The organism is Corynebacterium pseudotuberculosis (assembly GCF_002155265.1).
GTDB lineage: Bacteria > Actinomycetota > Actinomycetes > Mycobacteriales > Mycobacteriaceae > Corynebacterium > Corynebacterium pseudotuberculosis.
Window position 1 is genome coordinate 451,237 of sequence record NZ_CP021251.1, and the last position, 19,835, is coordinate 471,071.

Annotated in this window: 18 protein-coding genes and 2 pseudogenes; 12 read left to right on the forward strand and 8 right to left on the reverse strand. The window is 50.6% G+C overall.

Annotated elements, in window-relative coordinates; all coding sequences use genetic code 11:
- Positions 1-191: 191 nt before the first annotated feature.
- The 3 genes from CpATCC19410_RS02245 to CpATCC19410_RS02260 form a co-directional block, all read right to left on the reverse strand.
- Positions 192-1,061, reverse strand: coding sequence for a MetQ/NlpA family ABC transporter substrate-binding protein (locus tag CpATCC19410_RS02245; protein ID WP_014366558.1), 870 nt, complete (start codon positions 1,059-1,061; stop codon positions 192-194).
- Positions 1,062-1,900: 839 nt separating this feature from the next.
- A complete protein-coding gene (locus tag CpATCC19410_RS02255; protein WP_013241297.1) occupies positions 1,901-2,488 on the reverse strand; it encodes a chymotrypsin family serine protease in 588 nt (195 codons plus the stop codon).
- Positions 2,469-2,951, reverse strand: coding sequence for a hypothetical protein (locus tag CpATCC19410_RS02260; protein ID WP_013241298.1), 483 nt, complete (start codon positions 2,949-2,951; stop codon positions 2,469-2,471). The genes CpATCC19410_RS02255 and CpATCC19410_RS02260 overlap by 20 nt, the downstream gene beginning before the upstream one ends.
- 343 nt (positions 2,952-3,294) lie before the next feature.
- Between CpATCC19410_RS02260 and CpATCC19410_RS02265 the strand changes: the two genes are divergently transcribed.
- The 5 genes from CpATCC19410_RS02265 to CpATCC19410_RS02285 all read left to right on the forward strand — a co-directional run bounded on the left by CpATCC19410_RS02265 (position 3,295) and on the right by CpATCC19410_RS02285 (position 7,367).
- Complete coding sequence (locus tag CpATCC19410_RS02265) at positions 3,295-4,251, forward strand: metal ABC transporter substrate-binding protein (protein ID WP_013241299.1); 957 nt, start codon at positions 3,295-3,297, stop codon at positions 4,249-4,251.
- Between the two features lie 81 nt (positions 4,252-4,332).
- Positions 4,333-5,091 carry a metal ABC transporter ATP-binding protein gene (locus CpATCC19410_RS02270; protein WP_014401010.1) on the forward strand — a complete coding sequence of 253 codons (759 nt, stop codon included), beginning with the start codon at positions 4,333-4,335 and terminating at the stop codon, positions 5,089-5,091.
- Entirely contained in the window at positions 5,084-5,926 is an 843-nt protein-coding gene (locus CpATCC19410_RS02275; RefSeq protein ID WP_013241301.1) for a metal ABC transporter permease, read from the forward strand. Before CpATCC19410_RS02270 ends, CpATCC19410_RS02275 begins: the two co-directional genes overlap by 8 nt.
- A complete protein-coding gene (locus CpATCC19410_RS02280) occupies positions 5,920-6,729 on the forward strand; it encodes a metal ABC transporter permease (protein WP_014401011.1) in 810 nt (269 codons plus the stop codon). The genes CpATCC19410_RS02275 and CpATCC19410_RS02280 overlap by 7 nt, the downstream gene beginning before the upstream one ends.
- On the forward strand, positions 6,687-7,367 hold the full coding sequence (locus CpATCC19410_RS02285) for a metal-dependent transcriptional regulator (protein ID WP_013241303.1): 681 nt from the start codon (positions 6,687-6,689) through the stop codon (positions 7,365-7,367). The genes CpATCC19410_RS02280 and CpATCC19410_RS02285 overlap by 43 nt, the downstream gene beginning before the upstream one ends.
- 18 nt (positions 7,368-7,385) lie before the next feature.
- On the opposite strand, the gene CpATCC19410_RS02290 is transcribed toward CpATCC19410_RS02285, so the two are convergent.
- Complete coding sequence (locus tag CpATCC19410_RS02290; RefSeq protein WP_013241304.1) at positions 7,386-7,859, reverse strand: tRNA (cytidine(34)-2'-O)-methyltransferase; 474 nt, start codon at positions 7,857-7,859, stop codon at positions 7,386-7,388.
- 68 nt (positions 7,860-7,927) lie between these two features.
- On the opposite strand from CpATCC19410_RS02290, the gene CpATCC19410_RS02295 reads away from it, so the two are divergent.
- Positions 7,928-8,773, forward strand: coding sequence for a bifunctional methylenetetrahydrofolate dehydrogenase/methenyltetrahydrofolate cyclohydrolase (locus tag CpATCC19410_RS02295; protein WP_014522356.1), 846 nt, complete (start codon positions 7,928-7,930; stop codon positions 8,771-8,773).
- A complete protein-coding gene (locus CpATCC19410_RS02300) occupies positions 8,766-9,092 on the forward strand; it encodes a DUF3017 domain-containing protein (RefSeq protein ID WP_014401012.1) in 327 nt (108 codons plus the stop codon). Before CpATCC19410_RS02295 ends, CpATCC19410_RS02300 begins: the two co-directional genes overlap by 8 nt.
- Positions 9,093-9,098: 6 nt before the next feature.
- On the opposite strand, the gene CpATCC19410_RS02305 is transcribed toward CpATCC19410_RS02300, so the two are convergent.
- From CpATCC19410_RS02305 to CpATCC19410_RS02315, 3 genes and pseudogenes are all read right to left on the reverse strand, one after another.
- Complete coding sequence (locus tag CpATCC19410_RS02305; protein ID WP_013241306.1) at positions 9,099-10,199, reverse strand: HNH endonuclease signature motif containing protein; 1,101 nt, start codon at positions 10,197-10,199, stop codon at positions 9,099-9,101.
- 282 nt (positions 10,200-10,481) lie between these two features.
- Positions 10,482-11,573 (reverse strand): annotated as a pseudogene (gene metX, locus CpATCC19410_RS02310) (homoserine O-acetyltransferase MetX).
- Between the two features lie 78 nt (positions 11,574-11,651).
- Entirely contained in the window at positions 11,652-12,155 is a 504-nt protein-coding gene (locus CpATCC19410_RS02315; protein ID WP_014300495.1) for a hypothetical protein, read from the reverse strand.
- Between the two features lie 200 nt (positions 12,156-12,355).
- Between CpATCC19410_RS02315 and CpATCC19410_RS02320 the strand changes: the two genes are divergently transcribed.
- The 5 genes from CpATCC19410_RS02320 to CpATCC19410_RS02340 all read left to right on the forward strand — a co-directional run bounded on the left by CpATCC19410_RS02320 (position 12,356) and on the right by CpATCC19410_RS02340 (position 18,313).
- Positions 12,356-14,203 (forward strand): HtaA domain-containing protein, encoded by a 1,848-nt coding sequence (locus tag CpATCC19410_RS02320; protein ID WP_013241310.1) that lies wholly within the window; start codon positions 12,356-12,358, stop codon positions 14,201-14,203.
- 125 nt (positions 14,204-14,328) lie between these two features.
- Positions 14,329-15,384: a heme/hemin ABC transporter substrate-binding protein gene (locus CpATCC19410_RS02325; RefSeq protein WP_013241311.1), complete on the forward strand. Its 1,056-nt coding sequence runs from the start codon at positions 14,329-14,331 to the stop codon at positions 15,382-15,384.
- Positions 15,368-16,420 carry a FecCD family ABC transporter permease gene (locus tag CpATCC19410_RS02330; RefSeq protein ID WP_013241312.1) on the forward strand — a complete coding sequence of 351 codons (1,053 nt, stop codon included), beginning with the start codon at positions 15,368-15,370 and terminating at the stop codon, positions 16,418-16,420. The genes CpATCC19410_RS02325 and CpATCC19410_RS02330 overlap by 17 nt, the downstream gene beginning before the upstream one ends.
- The gene (locus tag CpATCC19410_RS02335) at positions 16,417-17,259 is read left to right on the forward strand and encodes a heme ABC transporter ATP-binding protein (RefSeq protein WP_013241313.1); all 843 of its coding nucleotides are present in this window, start codon (positions 16,417-16,419) and stop codon (positions 17,257-17,259) included. Before CpATCC19410_RS02330 ends, CpATCC19410_RS02335 begins: the two co-directional genes overlap by 4 nt.
- A 145-nt stretch (positions 17,260-17,404) precedes the next feature.
- Entirely contained in the window at positions 17,405-18,313 is a 909-nt protein-coding gene (locus tag CpATCC19410_RS02340; protein WP_013241314.1) for an HtaA domain-containing protein, read from the forward strand.
- Positions 18,314-18,380: 67 nt separating this feature from the next.
- Here the strand turns inward: CpATCC19410_RS02340 and CpATCC19410_RS02345 are convergent.
- Positions 18,381-19,695 (reverse strand): annotated as a pseudogene (locus CpATCC19410_RS02345) (O-acetylhomoserine/O-acetylserine sulfhydrylase).
- Positions 19,696-19,835 lie beyond the last annotated feature (140 nt).

Genomic DNA, 19,835 nt, shown 5'->3' on the forward strand with positions numbered 1-19,835 from the left:
TTCGCAATTGCTGAGTAAGCATGCTTTTCGCCGATTGATGAAAGATCAGCTGATTCTTGTTATCGCTGGCAGAGTAGTCGAGTGGATCTACTTTGTACAGCTCGGTCTACTCGGTATTGGGTGTCTATGGCTTGACAAGGCGTAGACGCCCTGTCCCCAGCGGTGGGGTGGGCGTCGAAAAGTAAGAAATGTTACTTGCCTTGAGCTTCTTCGAGTCGCTTAAGAATCTTCTGTAGCTCCTCCGGAGAGCGCTTTACCTCAACAGAAGTACCCTTGGAATCTTCCTTGACGCCCTCTTGGACTTCGGGGGAGTGCCAGAGCTCGACCAGTTTGTTGATGTTCGGGTCATCTTTCTTGTCGGCCTTGGTTACAAAGGCATTGATATAAGGCTCGGCTTCTTGGGACTCTGGGTTGTCTTGGAAAACGGCGAGCTTTGGATCAATGCCAGCCCGGTCTAGGAAGGAGTTGTTGATGATGGCTGGTTTGCCCTCGCCGTAGGCGGCAGTTGTCTGGGCTGCATCAATGGGAGTGACCTTGACTTTAGATGCTCCCTCATCGATATCTGCGGGCGCTGGCGTGACTATGCCATCGTGTTTGAGCTTGAGCAGTCCGGCCTGGACAAGCACGTTGATTGCGCGGCCCTGGTTGGAGGAGTCGTTAGGGATAGCGATGGATTCGCCCTCGATGCCATCTAAAGAGTCGTGGTCCTTCCAGAACAAAGCCAGTGGGACAATCTCGGTGGCTCCGATGGGCGTGAGGTCAGCGCCTTTTCCAGTGTTGTACTCTGCGAGGAATTTGAGGTGCTGGAAGAGGTTAACGTCGATTTGGTTCTGGTTGAGGGCGTCGTTGGGGGTGGAGTAATCGGAGAAATCGACAATGCTGAGCTTGATCCCAGCTTCTTTGGCTTTGTCCTCAAAGGCGCTCCAGGCCTTCTTTGTGGAATCTGTCGTGCCTATCTTAATGGTGGTGGTTCCATCCTTTGCATCGGAGGAACAAGCGACTAATCCTGTTGCAGCAAGTGTAGACGCGGCGATAATTGCGAGGCTGCGACGCAGTTTCATTGTGGATTCCTTTAATAGATTTTGTTCGAGGTTATGAAAATAAGAGGGTGAGCGGGCAAGCTTTTCGACGCCAGCCGAAGATCGCTTATCTATAGACAGCTCAGTAAACCCATTGAACTCTGTGGGGATCGTCATAATGGTCGAATTTCGTGTACAGGCCCTGGAGATTGCCGATATTAGCGCTGTTCAGATCCTATTTTGATTCGAGAGAAAATGAAAATCCTCAAGGTTTATGTGGTTATCTCTGGGACAGTAGCTGAGGTCGGGAAAAATGTACAGCTTTGTCTATTGATTGGTTGCATTTTTATGGAACAAAGATTCTATTATTTTGGTTTTCTTTGTGGGGAAATCCTGTGTTTTTCAGATGATATTCCTCCCTTTATGCATCGCATCATTAAATTTATCGACTTTATATTTGAATAAATTCATTTGGGTTGAGCTTAAAGGGGGTGGGAAAGAATCGATGATTCTTTCCCATCCCTTTGTCGGCTGTCTAGCCGCGATGCCCTATAGCAGGACGTTATTGCTGCGCGGGAGTTTAGAAGGAGTGGCTTTCTGCCGTCGCAACGCAATCGGGGCACAGGTATTGTGCGGTCGATTGTTGATTGAATATTTCGTGTGGTGGAGACATTCTGTTCTCTAATGGGACAGGGCTTGCAGCACTCCTGGAGAAATATTTCTGTTTTGAGGCGCTCTTTGTAGGGAAAGAATTGAAGACAACTGTCGTCTTCTCTGGATGTCTCAAAGGGTGAAGGTGGCTATTCTAGAGTTCTTGTTGATTGGATGCGGCGCAGCGTTGGCAGCTGGGAGGTGCGCAATGTGCACCTCCCCAAGCGTAGTTAGAAGTTGCGCGGTAGTAGCGAGATTCCGGGCAGTCCGAAAACCTGCGCCATACCAAAAGCTGCGATACCGAAGACCGCGGCTACTGCCGCTATGATGCCGATAATTGGTCCTGGGGACGAGACTTTATGGCTGGGGGTAGAAGGGGTCTTCTGATCTGTGTCTGAGGAGGGGATATCCTCGGGCGCGATAATTCCTGGCTCGACGGGGATGATTGGATCGGCAATCTCTGAGGTGCTCGGCACGCTGGTGATTGGTGGCATATCCGAATCCCTGCCGGGGATGGCGGCATCGTCGGGAAGCTTAACCTTCCCATTTTTACGTGGAAGGAGGGTTACTCTGCTGTATCCGGTCTGGGCTCCGTAATGGACACCGATTAATTCCTTAGTTTCTTTCAGCCACACCGGGCCACCGGAATCGCCCGGCTTTGAGTGCGGGGTGGAGTTGTAGTGGGCAATGCCGCCATTCTCGATTCCGTCGTTGAACGTGGCTGTGCTGTGCGTGGAAAAATGGCCACACCGGACCGTTTTGGTGACAACACCATAGGCGCAGACTTCGGCATTCCGGTCAATAAGGGTTGTCCCCATGTAGGTGATCGGCGTATGGGTTTTCTACCACGATCCGATCGGCGTTTTTGCTGTAATCAATCGCTATAAAATCTCCGCCGATGAGTGGATTGATGTCCTTGGGCATGTATGCCAATGTGCCCAGATCTGACCAGTCGGCCAGATGGAATGTTGCTCTCCTGCTCCCCACGCAGTGCGCTGCGCTGAAGATGAGCTTTCGCTCCTGGTCGATGTAACCTACCGTGCAAAAAGTTCCGACCTTATGGCCTCGTGAGCCCCATTTGATGCGGAACTTATCGCCTTGGCGCAGGATGGGTTTGTTATCGGCCGTTCTTTCCATACGAAACGGTTCGACCGCAACCGCGCTGGGGACTGCGCTGTGTCCCGTACTTATCAGGGCGGTGGCCATGATCGCCACGAGTATTTGCCGTCCGAAGCGTGCAGAAAAGGCACGGCTAACCTGAGATTTCCACGAGTTAAGCACCGTCGTAATCCTTCATGGTCAATTCCTTAAAAGGTTTCTATTATGGGTTTTATTATGACCAGCTTAGGCTATCATTGGATAAAGAAAATGTTTATCGGTAAAACTGGTCGGGGGTAGCCTCTGGATTTGCTTGTATGGGTGCGGCATTGCGGCGGGGATTCTGCCGTAAAAGTGCAGGTACGGGGAGATAATGTGGTTTAGTGTTAACCTTGGCCAAGGGGGGGTTTGGGGTCTGTGAATTATCTAAAGAGAAAAAGTTCATAGTGTTGAATTAGCCACATTGATATAGCTGAAATGTAGTGTTAGCTTGTATTCTGAAATATTTTTCAAACAGGAGCATTTCATGTCTAAACTTGTCCGCGGTTTGGCCGCAGGAATGGTCGTTTCCCTTGCGCTTGTCGGATGTTCAAGCGCCGGCAACAACAAAGATAAGAGTCATAACAAACTCGGAATTGTGGCGACCACCACCCAAATCTGCGATTATGTGAAAAACATCGACGCCGATGTTAATCTCACGTGCTTACTTGCCCCCAACGCTTCAGCGCATGAACACGAAATGACTCGTGAACAAATGGATGCGTTGTCTAAAGCGGATCTGCTCCTGAAAAATGGCATCGACCTCGAAAGCTTCCTGGATAATGCCGTCACGTCCTCAGGGTTCGCCGGTACTACCGTTGACACTTCTGAAGGAGTGTCCGTAGCGAAGTGGCCATTCCCTCCAGAAGAAGGCGAGAGCCAACCTGAGTTCACTCACGATCCACATATTTGGACAAGCCCGCGCAACGCGAAAATCCAGGTAGAAAACATTGGAAAAGCGTTGGAAAAAGCTGACCCGGACAATGCCGCTGAATACAAGAAGCACGTGGACGGGTACGTCAAAAAGCTTGTGGACCTAGATAAATGGATCTCTGAATCCTTGGCTTCCGTTCCCGAGCCGGAACGAATCCTCTTTACTTCTCATGATGCTTTCGGCTATTTCTCGCGAGACTACAACGTGAAGTTCATCGGAGCTGCGCTATCCGATTTCAACTCTCAGCAAGATGCCACCGCAGACCACATTAATTCGGCAGCAGCTCAAGTGCGTGAATCCGGGACCAAAGTAATCTTCGCGGAAAACTCCAACAGCTCGCGCTCCATCGAAGCTGTGGCAAAGGCCGCCGGGGTGAAACTCGGTGGAGAACTCTACGGGGACTCGCTAGGTCCTGACGTCAGCTATATCCAATCAATCGTCCACAATGTAGAGACCCTGGTGGAAGGATGGGGCGGCAAACTCGCAGAAAAACCAGCCTCGCTGGGATGATCTGCTTTTTAAGCACCACCTAAACAACGAGCCGTGAGGGCCTTCATATGAAGGTCCTCACCTGTCTTTCTAGAGAAGCCCATGAATACTGACAACACCACAACAAGGAATACCGATGTGAACAGCCCAGTCTTGCAGTTTGATAACGCGAGTTTTGCTTATGGGAAAGGGCCCAGCAGAAACGTTGCTCTGCAAGGGGTGACAGGCAAACTATATCCTGGTGAAGCTCTCGCATTGATCGGGCCCAATGGGGCGGGGAAGACGACTTTGCTTAAGGGGATTGTAGGAATCGTCGATTCCTTCCAAACAATCGTCGATCGCGGGGCCAACAACTCCATCGGATACGTTCCTCAATCAGCGGATCTGGACCTGACCTTCCCGGTCACTGCGCGGGACGTTGTGGCGATGGGGCTATATAACGAGTCGGGATGGAAACCCACTTTTTTGCGGAAAAACCCAGCAAAGGATCCGAGGGTGGACGCAGCATTGACGCGGGTTGGGTTATTGGATCGGGCGTCGAAACGCTTCGGTGAGCTTTCAGGTGGGCAGCGCCAGCGCGTTCTCATTGCGCGTGCTTTGGTGGCGACGCCCAAATTAGTGCTTCTCGACGAACCCTTCAACGGACTTGACGAGCCAAACCGCAAAGAACTGCTCCGCATCATCGATGCCGCTAAACGCGAAGGCGTGGCAGTTGTTGTATCTACTCACGATCTGCTTCTAGCCGAGGAAACCTGCGATAAAGCGCTGCTTCTGGCCGGTCGGCAAATTGCCTTTGGCGCCATCAACGATGTTATGACGCCGGACCTTATCTCTCGTGCCTATGGAGGAACCCGTGGTTAACGAGTTAGCACAGCTTCTCAATATCCCGCCCTACCTTCTGCGCCCGATCATTCTCCTTACGGTTCTCGGCATAGTGTCTGGGCTCGTAGGAGTGATAGTTAACCTCCGTAAACTGGAATTTAACGCAGAGGCCGTAGTACATGCTGTCTTTCCTGGAATAGTGGCTGGGGCGGTGTTTGGTGGGAGAGAATCGATCATTCCTTACGCCTCCGTGGTCGCAGTAGTAGTGGCAGTGGTTCTCACTTTCGCGTCGCGTCGCTCAGAAGCGGGGACTGCTATCGTTCTTACTTCATTTTTCTCCGTGGGCATTGTCTTGTCTCTGCGGAAGGGTGACTTGTCGGGACAACTTGAGGCGTTGATGTTTGGGCGCTTACTTGAATCGACAGACAAGCGCTTAGGAGAAGCTCTGATTGTCTGCGCGATCGCAATTCTCATCATGGTGATTACGTGGAGGAACCAAATTTTTGTAGCTTTCGATCGTCTAGGTGCGAAAGCTACAGGTGTGAACGTTGTGCTGTATGACGCTGCCATCAACGTCGCAATCGCAGCGGTTGTGGTTTCTGCATCCACAGCCATCGGAACGCTTCTTGTTATCGGTTATCTCGTTATTCCCGGTGCCGCTGCTCGCCTTGTCAGCACGCGTATCCGTTATATGGTCCCCCTAGCTATGGCCGTCGGATTGATCGGCGGTTATATCGGGCTATGGATCACCGGAGTCTCTGCACGAATCTCCCCGCAGGCAGCCGTTGCGCTCTCCGTGGTGGCTATGTACTTCCTAGCGTTAGGCCTATCAAAGGTAGGGCGTCGAACGGAAAAGAGTGATGCATCATGCTAATCGACGTTCTCACAGTTCCCATCCTGGAACTCATCATTGTAGGCGCCCTCTGCGGCCTGGTCGGCGTATTCGCATTGCTGAAGCAACGCGTATTCTTTACTGAATCCGTAACCCATGCCACATTTCCCGGAGCTATCGTGGGCGTAGTGATCCTGGGTCGCGACGGCCTTTATCTCGGGGCCCTTATTATGTGTGTTTTCATGGCCGTAGCGATGCGGTGGCTCACCCGAATACATGGACAGTCATCGCAGGCATCTGCCGGAATCATCCTTACAGTGAGTTTTGCGCTTGGCTACTTTCTTAACAAATGGTTCGCCCCGCTGCCCATTAGGATCGAAGGGTTTCTAGCGGGGTCGGTGCTCACCGTAAGGATTCTTGATGCAGTTATAGCGGGGGTTGTGTTGGTTGTTTCGGTAGGAATCGTCAATTCTTTCCAGAAACACCTCATCTACTACAGTTTCGACGAGATGGGCTTTCGCGCAGCAGGCGGAAACGTAAAGCTGGCGGAATCGCTGATTCTTGGCATGATTGTGGCAACCGTGGTGTGCGTTATCCCCGCGATCGGAACAATCTTATCTATCGCGCTTATTGCGGCACCTACTGCAGGTTTGCTCCTTCTTGTCTCGAGCCCCAGCAAATTATTGTGGCTTGCTCCTATGGTGGGTGTGATCATAGGACTGGCCGGTTTAGGAATTGCTGTCGTCTTTAACCTGTCAGCCGGTGGAACAATCGCGGTGGTGGCCGGTGTATTCTACGGAGTATGCATGTCTCTGAGCTCCCTCAAAAGTCCCAGGACTACTTGAAAAATGTGTGGGATCTACACGAAGCCACCGGAAAACCCGTCCCATTGGGCGAACTCGCAACTAGGATGTCTGAGAAAACCTCGACGGCGTCTGAAGCGGTAAAAAAACTCGTTGCCCGGGGCTTCCTCGACCACGAGCGCTATGGAGGTATTCTCCTCACTGAGGCTGGCAATGCTTTAGCAACTCAAGTTGTCCGTCGGCACAGACTCATTGAGATGTTCCTGTTTGACACGCTTGGTTACACATGGGACGAAGTCCATGAAGAAGCAGAAGTTCTAGAGCATGCGCTTTCTGACAGATTGCTTGAGCGTATCGACGCCCACCTAGGCCACCCGACACGAGATCCGCACGGTGATCCGATTCCTTCTCAGGAAGGAATCGTCGATTCTATCCCAACACGAGAGCTCGGAGAGTTTGAAATTGGCGAGACCGTCATTGTAGAAAGAATTCATGACCGGGATCCTGATCTATTGCGCTATCTCGCTGGCCACGGGGTATTGCCGGGAGTGTCCGTTACAATCAAGCAACCTGTCTACCCAGGGATGAGTCTTATCTCGGTAGATGGAAAAGACGTTCCGCTTGCCGACGCCAGTTTGTGGGCGATTAATGTGACGGAGGCTGAGGCGTCGAAAGGCTAAGCAACCTTGGGTGACTGCTTAAACCCCGCCTTGGTAGCCTAGTTGGCGCCATACCTCATAGGCAGCCACGGCAGCTGCATTTGAGAGATTCATGGAACGACGTCCTGGCAGCATTGGGATGCGAACCAGCTGGGTGATGCGAGGATGAACTAAAGTTTCTTCTGCTAAGCCAGTGGGTTCGGTGCCAAAGAGTAGTGCATCGCCGGACTCCCACCTGATATCCGAATGATGAGTTTTCCCGTGCGTGGTAAAAGCAAAGATACGGGTGTGCGGGAGAGAATCGAAACATCTTTCCAGGTTCTCATGAATGCTTACCTCAGCCAGATCGTGATAATCGAGTCCAGCTCGGCGGAGGTTTTTCTCTTCGAGGTTGAATCCTAGAGGACCCGCAAGGTGTAAATGCGCTCCAGTACCAGCGCACATCCTTATCGCATTCCCTGTGTTCGGAGGTATTACAGGCTGGTCAAAAATGATATGAGCGAATGCAGACATGAAAGTAATCTTAGATCTGTTCTGGAAGGAATCGACGATTCGTTCCAGAAAGTGCAATAATTCGTACTGTGACTGCTATTAAATTAGATGGAAAACTGTACCGAGACGAGATCTTTGCGGACCTAGAAGACCGTGTTCAAACTTTAAAAGAAAAGGGGATCGTTCCCGGTCTGGCAACCGTTTTGGTGGGTGACGATCCCGCAAGTCACTCTTACGTAAAAATGAAACACAGTGACTGTGAGCAGATTGGCATACGATCCATTCGTCGAGACCTTCCTGCTGATATTTCACAAGAAGAGCTGTTGAACGTTATTGATGAGCTGAATAATGACCCCTCATGCACGGGCTACATCGTTCAGCTTCCATTACCGAAACATCTGGATGAGAACGCGGTTTTGGAGCGTATCGATCCTGATAAAGATGCTGATGGTTTACATCCAGTTAATTTGGGCAAGCTCGTGCTCAATGAAGATGCTCCATTACCGTGTACTCCGAACGGAGCAATTCATCTACTAAAGCGTTTCGGCATTGAAATCGCAGGTAAAAAAGTGGTTGTAATCGGCCGGGGAGTAACTGTAGGAAGGCCGATTGGTTTGATGCTAACTCGTAGAAGTGAGAATGCAACGGTAGTGCTGTGCCATACCGGAACGAAAGATCTTACGAAGGAAACGCTTCAAGCCGATATTATCGTCGCAGCTGCAGGTCAGCCTCATATGATAACAGCAGACATGGTAAAACCCGGCGCTGCTATTTTAGATGTAGGGGTCTCTCGTAAAGACGGAAAGCTCTTGGGGGATGTGCACCCCGATGTTTGGGATATTGCAGGGGCTATTTCTCCGAATCCCGGAGGCGTGGGTCCGCTTACCCGTGCATTTTTGATTCGTAATGTGGTGGAGCGCGCGGAACTTGGTTAAAATTTCGCCTCTCGATAATCCTCACGACATTGGCCGGAAGGAATCGAAGATTCCTTCCGGAATCCAGTACATAGGGCTATCGCTCTTCGTGATCGCTGTCGCCATCTCAGGTGTCTATTCGCTTACTGAGCATTGGCGTCGCGCCACTTTCGTGCTTGGGACAGCTTTGCTGTGGTTAGCGGTCCTGAGATTGACTTGTGATTCGAAAGTATTGGGTGTTCTCTCTATACGCTCGAGGGCATTTGATGTGATGTATGCATCGGCAGTCGGTGGAGCGATGGTGTTTCTTTCTTACTCGATCGATTCGCTGGGCTCATAGTGGTATCTAGCTGCGATTTGCTTGCCGACGCGCCCTCATCCGTTGCTCCTCATGTTTTTTCCACGATTGGCCGAAACGAGGTGGGCGTTTAACGCCTCCTGGCTGTGATTTTTTGATGACACCATTGGGAAAGTACCAAGTAGCTACCCGATTCTCATCGATTGAGTAATGAACTCGCTGCTCGGTTTTAAAATTATGATGGAACCGACAGAGGCAAGCCAGATTATCTGGAGTCGTCGGGCCATTTTCATCGTGATTAATGACATGATCGATGTCGCAATGCTGTGCGCTGACAGTGCAGTTGGGGTAGCGGCAGGAACCGTCGAGTAGCTGCACCGCTGCCCGGATTTCATCGGTGGGATGATACGAGTCTGTATATGCATCCGCATCGATTACCCGGGTGGCGTCGATAGCGGAGGAATCGATGATTCCGCCGTCGACCATACGCATGAGGCCATCAGTGCCTTTAAAAACATTGAGAATAACTTTCGTCGTTATTTTCTTATCAATCAAATTCATAAAAGAATCGATGAGCTCAGCACCGGGTTGTTTCTTAAGCGCTTGTTGCAGCACACAAGCTTCTGCATCGGTCATGGTTACGCTAAGGCGTGTGTATCCGTCGAGTCCCCGTTTAAAAGATGCTGTCCGTTGCTGCTGATCCTGTGGTCTTTGCGCAGCTGGGGGATCGATTCCTTCAATGTAATTTCGAATATGTTTAGATAATGTTGCCTTCTGCGGTATTACTTGGCCCGATACCTGTGGAGTGAAATACTCACATAGATAGCTATCTACCTGTGGTAATAAATTTTTATTTATGGCCATGAGGTGCTTTTCCAGGATCACAAGTCGAGGCATATCCAAATGCCAGTGAGTTTGTAAACAAGACAGTAATTTTGGAAAATTTCTCAGCATAACTCCCACTCGCAGTCCACTTTTCGCCTCATGTCGGGAAATGTTCATGGAAATGCTTAGGGCATCTACCTGAGTATGAAAATCCTCTTCCTTTTCAGGAACCTGATGCAGCCAAAACGTAATGAGCTGACGATTAATACTCATCTGAAATGCGGATACCGAGTTACTCGTATCGGTGTGCCTAAAACCAACCATGAAAACTCCCTGTTTAAAGCTTTACGACGCTCACCTATAAGCGGAGCCAGCCGATATTTCAGGCTCAGCCTAAGTCGGCGACAAAATGTAGATGGCTTCGAATAAAAGTTATGCACAGGCGAGGACCTGAAGAGGGAAAGAAGTAATGGCGTGGCATTAGTTATCCACATTTTTGACGGTTGAGTGTTAGTCGATTGTTTTTTCTTTTTGTCTTGTATATAGCCCGACTTTTCGGATATCGCACGCAAGGGGAAGTGAGCTTCAAAAGGAGATGATTGAGGTTTAGGGGCTGAGGTGTGGGAAAGAATCGTCGATTCTTTCCCACACCTTCCTGATGATTCGATCCATCTGTCGGGTTTCTGTCAAGAACGCGTCGTGTCCTATTGGGGAGCTTATTTTTGCCATGCCCAATAGGTTTTTGATGTTTCGGGAAATGTGTTCCTGTTGGTGATAAGGGTAGAGAATGTCGGTATCTACGCCAGCAACCATCGTCGGCACGCTAATAGAAGCGAGTGCTTTGTTTAGGCCGCCACGTCCGCGCCCGATATCGTGACGATTAAGGGCTTCTGTGAGTATTACGTAGCTGCCGGCGTCGAAACGCTCTGTTAGCTTCCGCCCTTGATGTTGCAGATAACTTTCTACTGCAAAACGCTGCGAAGCATCCCTATAAGCACCCAAAGGATTCTCATCGTGCTGGGCAGAAGTGCCGAATCTTTCATCAATCTCTAGCTCCCCTCGGTAGGTGAGGTGCACGATCCTGCGTGCAGCGGCAAGCCCATCAACGGGGTAATCGGCGGCGTAGTAGTCGCCATTTTTCCAGTGGGGGTCGCGTTCGATTGCACTGATTTGGGCGGACTGAATGCCGATTTGCCAGGCGCTCGCTCTCGCTGACACTGCGATCACTAGGGCGGCTCGAAGCATATCTGGGTAAAGAATCGACCATTCCATCGCACGAGCACCGCCCATTGAGCCGCCGACGATTGCATGAATTTTATTGATGTTAAGCGTGTTAAGGAATTGTTTTTCACAGTGCACAAGGTCACGAATAGAAAGGGCGGGGAATCGGGATCCTCAAGGGCGGGCGTCGGGGTGCAAAGTGCTGGGGCCGGTAGAGCCCATGCAACCGCCGAGCGCATTTGTGCATAAGACACAGTAGCGGCGAGTATCGAGCGCTAATCCATCCCCGATAAGGCCGTTCCACCAGCTTATTGCGTTGGAGTCTCCCGTGAGAGCGCGCTCGACGATCACAAGATTATCGCCACGAAATGTGTCCCATGCTTGATACGCGATAACGACGTCAGGAATCATGATGCCGGCTTCCGTGCGAAAGTCGCCGATGGGAACAATCGTGAGTTCTCCTGTGGTTTTGAGCATGTCATGGCTCCTTGGCTGTTCGCGGTGAGGATCGCGTACATGCTACATGGACAGCTCTGTCTAGTTCATCCTTTTGTGCTACGCCGCAGTGCGCATATGCTTCCTAGCTTGCCGACGCCCTCCCGAACCCTTGCGCCATATCGAACTCATCCCTGGCATAAACCAGGTGAGGATTCCTGTGATTGCTGCGGCGATGGAAGCTGCGAGTAATTGGCTAATATGTGGCGCCGCCAAAAATAATCCGATGCATACCGCGGTGATGGCTACCCAAAACAGCACGATGAGGAGAATTTGCCGTCGCCCGGAACTTTTGGCATTTTCTGCCCAAGGTTGTGTGGGAAAGCGATTTTTTGCTTCTGTTCTGATTCGCCGAGCTGTTTTTTGTGCGGGTGCGATGGTGGAAAAAAGTATAAAGATAAGGCCTGCACCGACGATGATGAGATCGCCGAACACTGCTCCAAAGGCGAGCGTTGCGCAAGAAAAAGTAATAGACAAACGTTCGGACCAGTTGAGGGGTAAACCTTGGGTGGGATCGACGTCTGGGTAGAGATTCTTAAAGGCTGAGGTAGTGGAGGTATTCATGCAAAATCCTTCGAGAGGCCAAGGGATGGACTAGAAGATTAGGTAAGTGTAGCCTATACATGTTTTCTGTTAGGTAACACTTCCTTTTTTCGTCGCCTCACCTTCGATCGGCTCTTTAAAGAACTCTGTTGTGGTTTCTTTTGGGTGCTGTTTTAGGAAAGAATTGACGATTCCCTCCCTCTTCTAGGAGTCATCTACTCATGTTGAAACCTCGCAAATTGGTCTTAGGGCTGATGAGCGTTGCAGCCCTTGCAACTGCACCGCTATCAGTTGTCTTTGCCTCGCACGCGTACGCTGCTGAAGAACAATGCTCCTTTGACTGGGGTATCAAACAAACCTTTAGGTATTACATGCTTAAAGGAGCTGCAGGACAAACCGGTGGGCAGTGGGCTACGGAAGGAATCGGCTTTTCTGGTAGCGATACGGGACACGATGGAGCTTTTAACTTCACCCCAAGTAAAGCTCGTGTTGAAGGTACTACTGCCACCATTCCTTTCGGTGGCCTCATCCACTTCAAAGGACACGACCATGGTGGTGGCGTCTACCTGTTAGATATGACTCTTAGCGACTGGAAAGTTGTTACAAACGGTTCGTCTGCAGAAATTAAAGTTGATTACGTCTCTTATGAATCAGATATGAGTAATACTCATGAAAGAGGAGCTCAGATCACTGGTGACGATGTAACTATCGCCACGATTAATCTTTCGAACTATGCCGACCCCTCGAGCGGCTCTGTCGACTTAAGCGGTACGACAACTTTGACGAGCGAAGGCGCCAAACTATTCATCGCTTACCAAGCAGGGGAGACGATGGACGATACTCGGGGACACGTACGTCTTGATGGGCAGTGTTCCCCATCCATAGAGGGTGGTAATGGTTCTGGAGGATCAACAGGTGGCAAAAAGCGTGCGCTATCTTCGATCAAAGGAAACTTTACCGGCTTTAATAAAGAAGCCATGTCTATTTTGTCAGAAACCAATGACACCATGAACGCCACCACGATTTTCATGGACAATGCAGGCCACTTTCTCGATTCTTTGAAAGACTTTGAGACCCGTGGAACCGGGGCTGGAAAAACTAACTCGACGACGAGAACTACTCGAGGAAGTAACGCCACCGCCGCAAATGGCCAGGATTCTGGAAAGAATCGTCAATTCCTTCCCAAAACTGAGAACCAAACCCCACCTTCCCCCTCGCAACAAACCGCTGGAAACACCACCCCTCAGACATGCGAATCTGACTCTAAAGGAATAGAGAGTGCTACGGCTCGCTGGGGTGTGAAAAAATCGTTCCAGTCTTATATCACTGGCTCGATCGCCAAGGGAAAGTGGAGCCTGGACCAAACGACTCACAGTGGTGGACAGTTTGTGTTTTCCGGAAAATCTGGAGCTGTGGACGTAGCAAAGCGCTCAGGGAAAATTAAATTTGCAGGTGGAGTGAACTTTAGCGGCCACAACGGCATATTGGATCTACGTATCTCCAATATTGCAATTGGTTTTAATGGAAACAGCGGAGTGATGTATGCCGATGTTCGTTCATCTGATCTGCAAGGTAACAAGAGCGATTACGGTCATATACCGCTAGCCAATCTGAGCTTTGCTTCGCTGGATCTTTCGGACTCCAAGGTTTCAGGAAAGGCCTCTGCAACGTTAACTAAAGAGGGCGCTGGGGCTTTCGCTGGTTTTTATGAGGCTGGAACAGAGTTAGATCCTGTAGATTTTGATGCTGGCCTGGGCGGTTCCGCGGATTGTGATTCCAGCGTCGCTAAAGCTGGAGCTAACACTGCCACTAGCAACGGAGCTAAAAAAGCATCCGGAACCACGGCCTCTGCTAAGCAAGGAGACAAAGACGACAGCGAAGAATCGTCTATAGATTCCCAGAACCCACAAGAAACTGGCTATAAGAATGGTGCAAAGAACTTTAAGATCCGTCAGGCCTCCGATGACAAGGACGGTATCGATCCCAACATGTATCTGTTGCTCATTGTCGCTGGTTTTGTGATTGCTGGAGGCAGCATGGGGCGTTTGGTTCTTAACAATCCTTCATAGATTCAGATCCCCCATTACTTAATTGCTGGTTTGTTTATGACCCTTGTTGTTGAGCTCTCGGCCGTAGTTTTGCAATAGGCTGTGGAAATAGATGACCTCGACAGCACCGCGAATAGGATTTTTTGATGAATAAGTTTGTGCGTGTGGCTGCATCAGTGGCGTGTGCGTTGGCACTGGTAAGCTGCGGCGTTCAAGGGTCGTATGATTCCACTAAGGAGTTGCGCGAGTCCTTTCCTACGGATGTGAAGGATCCTCGGAGCTTCAAAGGAGTGTCGGAAGTAAAGAACTTTGACGACGTCCAACCGGTTGCAGACTCCGTTTCCCCAAAGCTTCCTGTGAAGCTGACCGATGCTGATGGATATGAGGTCGAAGTCACGGATGTTTCGCGAATTTTAGCTTTAGACATCTATGGCACATATACAAAGACCCTTGAGGGGTTGGGCCTAACAAAGAACATTGTGGGACGTACGGTGTCTTCAACGGAGAATGCGCTGAAGGATCTTCCAGTAGTCACAGAGGGTGGCCACACCATTAACGTGGAGGCTGTGCTGAATCTTCGTCCCTCGTTGGTTATTGTGGACCATTCCATTGGGCCGCGGGATGCCATTGATCAGATACGCGCTGCTGGTGTTACTACCGTGGTTATGGAGCCCACACGTACTATTGATTCGGTATCTGAGGATATTAAGAATCTCGGCGGGGTAGTAGGGCTTAACGACGAAGCCGTAAAGCTGGCCGAGCGAAGCGTCAATGAGATTCACTCGGCGCAGGAAGCCATTAAGGAAATTGCGCCAAAAGATCCAATGAAGATGGCGTTCCTTTATGCTCGTGGTAATGGCGGAGTCTTTTTTATCATGGGTGACGGCACAGGGGCTAAGGACCTTATCGAGGGATTAAGCGCTGTGGATCTTGCTGCTGAGCATAAGCTTTCTTACGCAGAACCCGCCAATGCAGAGGCCCTAGCCAAGATTAATCCTGAAGCAATCATCATGATGTCAGGTGGCTTGGAATCTACGGGAGGTATCGATGGCCTACTGTCGCGTCCAGGCGTCGCGCAAACGACTGCAGGTAAAAACAAACGAGTGATTACCATTCCCGATGGACAGTCTTTGGCATTTGGCCCGCTGACTGGCCAGACCCTCCTCCGAACCGCGCAGGCTTTATATGCTCCGCAAACGTAGTACTTCAGTCCGTGATGTTTTTGAACACCGAGCTAGGCGCAGAGCGATACTCTTTATTGTTCTCGCCGGCTTGGCGTTTGTAGCGTTTGTAACTTCTCTTGCTTTAGGCCAATACTATGTTCCGCTGCAAGATCTGCCTTTTATCCTATTCAATCGAGGCGACGAGGGCCTTACCACTAGCGTGGTGTGGGAAATTCGGCTGCCACGTATTGTGCTAGGCCTTCTGGTTGGAGCCTGTTTAGGTGTGGCTGGCACATTGATGCAAGCAGTATTTGCCAACCCGCTTGCCGAACCCTCCATTATCGGTGTGACCTCGGGGGCTGGCGTGGGCGCTGCTGCCGTCATCGTGTTTAATATTGGTTTTCTGGGGACTTTTACGGTTCCTGTCGCTGCGTTTATCAGTGCAGTTTTGGTTACTGTGATTATTTATCAGTTGGCGCGCCATCAGGGAAAAGTTGCGGTGGTCAATCTTATCCTCACGGGTATCGCGATCAATGCCGTATGTAATGCTCTGATTTCTTTTCTGGTCTACTTGGCCCCCACAGCAAACCGGGAACAGATTGTCTTTTGGCAGATGGGTTCGCTTAACGGTTCGCAGTGGAAGCATGTTTGGGTGGTGTTGCCGATAGCAATAGCCGGTGTTTTGATAGCAGTCCGATTAGGACGCCAACTAGATGTCCTCGCGCTAGGGGAGCGGGCGGCCGTCCACACGGGGATTCATGTTTCTCGGTTGCGGATTATCGCTATTGCGGCATCGACCATTCTGACTGCCGGCGCGGTTTCTTTTGCCGGTTTGATTGGGTTTGTTGGTCTTATCGTTCCGCACTTGCTGCGTAGTCTTGTTGGGCCAGAAAACAAGATTCTTTTACCGGCTTCTGCTCTCACGGGCGCTGTGCTCATTGCTTTTGCGGATGTCGCGGCTCGTACGTTGATTCCTTTTGCGGACTTGCCCATTGGTATTTTCACCGCAATAGTTGGCGGGCCGACATTTTTCATCTTGCTTCGTCGTATGCTCAAGAAAGGTTCGGTTCATTGAGTAAACAGCCGGCAGTCGTCGTCCGCGATCTTACCGTCGCTATCGGCGAGAAGATTTTGCTCGACAAAGTCACTTTTGAAGCTCGCCGGGGGGAAATCACTGGTCTGATCGGTCCTAACGGCGCGGGAAAATCGACGCTTCTTGCCGCAATTAGTGGTGATCTCGAGCGCTCAAGTGGCACCATCGACATTCTAGGGCACGACCCAGCTACCAGTTCACCGAAAAGCTTGGCGCGGATCCGTGCCGTGATGATGCAAGATGTGAGCGTCTCGTTTGAGTTTCTTGTACGCGATGTGGTCGCGATGGGGCGGCGTCCCTGGGAAGGTACCGAAAAACAGCTTTTCGACGACCCCCTCATCGACGCCGCTCTCGCAGCTACGGATGCTGCTCACCTGGCCGGGCGTGATGTAATCACCCTCTCTGGAGGCGAACGCGCGCGCGTGGCCTTGTCTCGGGTCCTGGCCCAGCAAACGCCTGTGGTGATGCTTGATGAGCCCACGGCTGCGTTGGATATTCGCCATCAAGAACAGGTTTTGGGGCTTATGCGCACAATTGCTCGTGAGACAGATGTGGCGGTGATCGTTGTGCTTCATGATCTCAACGCAGCCGCTGCGTATTGCAACCGAATAGTTTGTTTAGCTAACGGTTCCGTGGCTCAGGAAGGAAACGTCGATTCCGTCTACACAGACGAGAATCTGTCCACCGTATATGGGTGGCCAATTCATGTGGAAAAACGTGAAGATGACTCTCTTTTTGTTCATCCCGCGCGTGATCAGGGAGGCAAGCAGGAAGCTGATTTCGTGGCTTTGGCAAATCAAGCAGCGGCAGCCACTACCTAAGGCGATAAAACTGAGGCTGTTTTCTCTGAGAGCTAAAAGTTCAGGGGTGTTCGGGGTAAACCTTTAGTAGTCATACTAGGCAAGGTGCCCTAATCTTTAATAAGGTATGCCTTGCCTTTTAAATGTCTAAAGATAGGATCCCTCCGTGTTTAAGCGACTCGCTGTTCCCTTGGCAGCCACAATGTTTGCTGCCAGCATCGCCGTCCCTCAGGCTGTGGCATCTGAAAAATGTTCGATCGAAGTTGTAGGTGGAACTCTCAGCTGGGGGGTTAAGCATTCCTGGCGGAGTTATATCCAAGGGCCTATCGCAAGAGGCAAATGGGAAACCGCAGGCGCGGTCACCGAAAAAGGAACGAATAAAAGCGGTGCCGATTTTGCTTTCACGTTCGATGTGGACCCTCACGCTTCTCAGGTGACTGTGGATACTGAAGGAAAGGTCACCTCGGCAGAGATCAAGACAAAAACGTCTTCTCTTACCTTTACCGGCCACGGCGATGCGCTGCAGTCGATAATGAAAGATCCCTATGTGTCTATTGAGGGGCAGAGTGTAAAGGCTGGATCCTCTTATGAAGGGTATTACGTAGAAGGCAAGGAGATGACCAGTTACAAGGCTTCAGATCGTACTGAGGCTAACAAAAAGACTGGCACGGATACCTTTGCTGCGGGACAGCTCCAGGGCTGGAAGCTTGATAATGAAAAGTTGAGCTTTTCCGGGAAAAATATGAAATACACCCCCAAGCCTCTTACTGATGCTAAGAAGAACATTATTGAGGGGATAGATATCCTATTCATGGGTATATATAACGATGAATACAAGCCGGAAATTGATGACGTCAACGTTGAACTGACAGTTAAGAAAGACTGTGTTATCAAACAAAATCAAGCGTCTGGCGTAGCAAAAGGGAATTCCTCGAAAGACGCCTCGCTTGGCGACTTCCCTAAGATTTGGAGCATTGTTCTTGGCGTTGCCGGACTTGCGGCTACCGTAGCTATTTTGTTCCAAGTTCTTGTGAAGTCTGGCCTTTTGCGTAATCTTCCCTTCATTCAAAAGTAGGCGGCTTTAGAAGCCGGGGGTAAGACATGTGAGGCGAAGAGAACGGTTCTTCGCCTCACATGTTTGTCTAGATGGCGTCGAGCCCTACTTGTAGATCGGCGATTATGTCTTCGATCGACTCGATCCCCACGGAAAGGCGTACGGTGGCGGGCGTAATGCCAGCAGCTTCAAGAGACGCTTTATCGGATTGGGAATGCGTAGTGGTGGCTGGGTGTACAACCAGCGAGCGAACGTCTCCTATGTTGGCTAGGTTTGAGTGGAGCTTGAGGGCGTCGATAAAGCGCCACGCTTCCTCCTGGCCTCCGCGGACATCAAAGGATAAGACTGAACCTGTGTGGGAAAGCTTTAGCTTTTCTTTCGTAACAAACCACGGGGAACTGGGGAGTCCTGCGTAGTTAACCTTGGATATTTTGGGGTGTTGGGCCAGGAACTCTGCGACGGCTCGGGCATTCTCGTTGTGACGCTGGATCCGGAGTGAGAGCGTATCCAGGCCCTGTGCTGTTACCCAGGCGTTAAACGGGGATGGGGCAGCGCCGGTGTCGCGAAGTAGCCCAACGCGTGCTTTAAGTCCAAAGGCTGCTGGCCCAAGGTCTATATATTTAAGTCCGTGATAAGCAGGGTCGGGGGTTATAAAGTCGGGGAAGAGGGGCTTTCCGTGCTTTTCGACGCTCCAGTCGAAGCGGCCACCGTCGATAAGCACTCCTCCGAGCCCTGAGCCGTTGCCTGTATAAAATTTTGTGAGGGACGCTACAACCACGTCGGCGCCAAGCTCTAGTGGTCGAACGAGTGCTGCCGTGGCAAGAGTGTTATCGACGATCAAAGGCACATAATTTTTATGTGCAACGTCTGCGAGCGGGAATGTCTAGGATATCGGCTTGGGGGTTAGCAAAGGTTTCGCCATAAAGGGCGACAGTATTGTCCTGTATTGCGTTCTCCCATGAGGTGGGATCGTCGGGGTTATCTACAAAAGTCGTTTCAATTCCGAGACGCGCAAGGGTCACGGTGAATAGGGTCTCGGTGCCGCCGTAGATTCTCGGGGAGGAAACGATGTGAGATCCGGCGCGGGCAATGTTGAGAATCGCTGCGGTTTCGGCAGCCATTCCTGAGGAGAATAGGACGGAATGGACTCCTCCTTCCAAAGAAGCGAGTCTTTCTTCGACTGCATTAACTGTTGGGTTTGTGAGTCGGGAATATACCGGCCCTGCGTCGGAAAGGTTGAAGCGATTCGCTGCATGTTCCGCGTCATTGAAAACATAGGAGGATGTGAAGTAAATGGGGAGATTCCTCGCCCCGGTGTCTGCATCGACGGTTTGACCGGCATGGATAGCGCGGGTATCAAAGTCCCATTGATCGGATTGGGAGTTGTCGTACTTGGTAGTCATTTCTTGCCTTTCTGGATAAATTTACGTTGGCAAGAACGCTAGACCCTATCTAAAGAAAAATAAACCGCTTGGTCTATTTTTTAAAGAAAATGCAGGTAGTTGCTGAATTAAAATATAGACTAAGCGGTTTTTATGGAAAG